We start from the raw sequence: 292 nt of genomic DNA, 5'->3' as shown, positions 1-292 counted from the left end.
CATTGGTATTCCTCTTCTTTAGCTGAAAGATTTTCCTTCAAAGATTTTGCACTGTCAAATGCCCCTAGACAAGCTTGACCAACACCACTAAATGCAGTCAGTAAACTCAATGCGCTTTGTATTCCAGAAAGAATTAACTGTGTTTTCATTTGTTCCTCAAGTTTTGCCTGTTTCTTTTTTAGTTCCTCTATGTCTTCTTGCTCCTCTTCTTTCATCTTTATAATTTCTTGAATCAACAGGTTCATCTTTGCATTAACAGAAAGCATTTTATTCTCAAGTTCATCTTTTAAAA

The 292-nt window shown here is 34.2% G+C and carries 1 protein-coding gene; it reads right to left on the bottom strand.

Annotation, left to right across the window (positions count from 1 at the left end; all coding sequences use genetic code 11):
* Positions 1–292, bottom strand: a 292-nt coding sequence (locus P0G09_RS19960) for a hypothetical protein (protein WP_275253542.1), incomplete at both ends; no start/stop codon positions are given.

It is taken from the genome of Faecalibacterium sp. DFI.5.82, assembly GCF_029076575.1.
In the GTDB taxonomy this organism is placed as follows: domain Bacteria; phylum Bacillota; class Clostridia; order Oscillospirales; family Ruminococcaceae; genus Faecalibacterium; species Faecalibacterium duncaniae.
Note: the sequence above shows the minus strand (reverse complement) of the source record. Positions and strands in the feature narration are given on the sequence as shown.